Origin of the sequence: uncultured Clostridium sp., assembly GCF_937920395.1 — a bacterium.
Classification (GTDB): domain Bacteria; phylum Bacillota; class Clostridia; order Clostridiales; family Clostridiaceae; genus Clostridium_AD.
In genome coordinates, this window is the sequence record NZ_CALEVF010000087.1 from 1 (window position 1) to 2722 (window position 2722).

Consider the following 2722-nt stretch of genomic DNA (forward strand, 5'->3'; position numbering starts at 1 on the left):
TTATTTTATTGTTTACTGTTTCATTATCTTCAAAAATTAAATCATCAGTATAATATGTGATCGATGGATTTAAATCATCTATTAAATTTCCCTTAACCTCAGAAACTCTTACTCCAGGGTACATATCAATAAGTAACACTTTCTGTTTATTATTAATGTCTAAGAGTTTCTCCTTTAGCTTCTTAATAATATCTTCATAACCTTCCCTTGCATGCTCTTGCCCAAACCCTTTTACCTGAACAAATGGTTGTTTATCATATTTAATTTTCATAAAGTTCTCCTTTCATTGATTGTTATAACAATATTACATTTCAAGTGTAATACAAATGTTATAACATTTAAATCTTTTTTATAAAGAAGATTTTAATAACTCTGTTCGTCTTAAGAGTGAAGAAAAAGATTGCCCTAAATTGGGGTAACCCTTACATGAAATGATTAAGGAACTAAGACGTGCTCTGTATTAATTCTTGTGTGTAAAATATAAACTATCATATTTAGTATCATACATAGTTGGCTCTTTAACATTGTTAACATAAAATGCTGTATTGGCTCCGGCTTCTGTTCCAAATTCATTATAAGCAGGCTGAAAATAATGGAATGTGTCTTTCATAAGTCCTGCAACTGCATAACTTGTAAGTCTTGTAGAAATCATAACTGCCTTATTATACGTTCTACATAAATCTGTTTGTGCTGAAATTATATTGTCATATTGCGACGGCAAGTCCCTGTGGTTTCCTATTCTAATTAAAAAACATTTTTCAATTTCTTGGTTATTAACCATCTCTTCAATCATAGCCGTAATTCCATTTGTGTAATCAGCTTTGGTAGTGTTATTGTCACCATCGGTTTCGCCTTGTAACCAAACCATAAAACAGCGTCTTATTCTATAACCATTAGCTTTCAACCATGTTTTAGCACTATCTAACCTTCCTATTGAATCATTAAGATATGCACCATTTGGTTGCCATGTGCTAATAGCAGAACCACCTTTTGATGCTGATATACCAACTATAGGTACTTTAGTATATTTGTAATAACTCTTCATGAATGAAGTTACTGGCGACCCTGTTTTCATTCCCACTTCTGCAATTCCACTTGCATTGTTTTCATTGACTCCAAATGGTTCCACCGCTTTATATAATTTAGTCGGGTCTGAAATTGCTCTAAATTCATAACCTTCACCATCATTTAAACTGGTTGCAACACTTAGGTCAGTTCCACGTCCAGCCATGTTCGATTGTCCCATAAACATCACTAAATCAACAGCTTTAGCTGAAACTATACAATGTTGTAATGATGTTACGGTCACTTTTATTTTTTTCATTCTACATCAACTCCAATTAATATATTTACATTATTGTATAATTATATCACAAACTATAAGGTTCAGTTTTTAAACTCGTGCTTGTTTGTTTTGCATATTTAAGTGAAAATTCGGAAGATATAAATAATAGTTCAAATAACATTGTTTTAATATTATACGTTTATAGTATCCAATCCCTAGTTCAGGTTTCATAATAGGTAGTACCAAATTATCATTAAATTAACAAATAAAGACTATGGGAATTATTATATCCGCATAGTCTTTATATACTATTAAATGGGTTTGATCTAGCAGTTTATATAAATTATTTGTTTATTTTCCGCTACTATAATCAAACAGGTTTAACGCCTAAAAAAGTCATTTTCACCGGTTGAATTGTATCATCCTCATTAAAGAAAAGTTTATCTACACACACAACCCTATGATTTGAATTTGTCTCTCCTAGTGGGCGTCTATGATATACTATATACCATTTATCTGTATTGGGCACATTTATCATTCCATGATGCCCTGCTCCTACCGCAACAGTATAATCTTTTTCTAAAATCTTTCCTTTTCGTATGAATGGTCCCTCAGGTGAATTTGATATTGCATAGGCTACGCAGTAATTATCCCCGCCCCAACCACCTTCCGACCACATAAAATAGTATTTATCATTCCTTGTTATCATACAAGGACCTTCTACATAATCCTTAGGAGTTATTTCCTTGATCCTTTGTCCATCATCAAACTTACCAATGCTAATCATATCTTCATTAAGTTTTACTATGTTACAATGACCCCATCCACCATAATAAAGATACATAGTTCCATCTTTGTCTTGAAAAACATGCGGATCAATAGGTTGAGCTCCATTATAAAACTGTTTTATTATGGGCTCCCCAAGTGCATCTTTGAACGGACCATTAGGAGTATCTGATACGCCTACACCTATGCCTCCTAATTCAAAATCACTTTGTATATCATTTGCCGCAAAATAAATATAGAACTTACCCTTAAATTCTATTGGTGATGGTGCCCATATTGCCTTTGTCACCCATGAAAAGTCTTTTTTTTCTAAAATGTTTTCTACCTTGGTCCATGTAATAAGATCTTTTGAAAAAAAAGCATCAAAATAAGTTTGCTCTTCATATGAAGCAGAATATGTTGGATAAATCCAGTATGTATCATTAAAGATTCTAGCTTCTGGATCTGCATACCATCCTTTAGATATTGGATTACCCACTTTACTTTTATTCATAAAATTAATTCCTCCTTAGAATAACTTTAAATTAATCTAGTATTGTATCTCAAGCGTTGAGGTACCTGGATTTTTTCTATTTTAAATATCTATAATAATATTGATGAAAATGGAGGATAACTAATGAAAAAGAATATTTATATGATAGGTATTTGTAT

The 2722-nt window shown here is 31.8% G+C and carries 2 protein-coding genes and 1 pseudogene; all 3 read right to left on the reverse strand.

Annotated elements, in window-relative coordinates:
• A pseudogene (locus Q0649_RS08710) lies at positions 1–271 on the reverse strand (hypothetical protein); the annotation flags it as partial.
• A gap of 189 nt (positions 272–460) precedes the next feature.
• Complete coding sequence (locus Q0649_RS08715) at positions 461–1324, reverse strand: sialate O-acetylesterase (RefSeq protein ID WP_298840321.1); 864 nt, start codon at positions 1322–1324, stop codon at positions 461–463.
• Positions 1325–1655: 331 nt separating this feature from the next.
• Positions 1656–2564, reverse strand: coding sequence for a glycoside hydrolase family 43 protein (locus Q0649_RS08720; protein ID WP_298840323.1), 909 nt, complete (start codon positions 2562–2564; stop codon positions 1656–1658).
• Positions 2565–2722 lie beyond the last annotated feature (158 nt).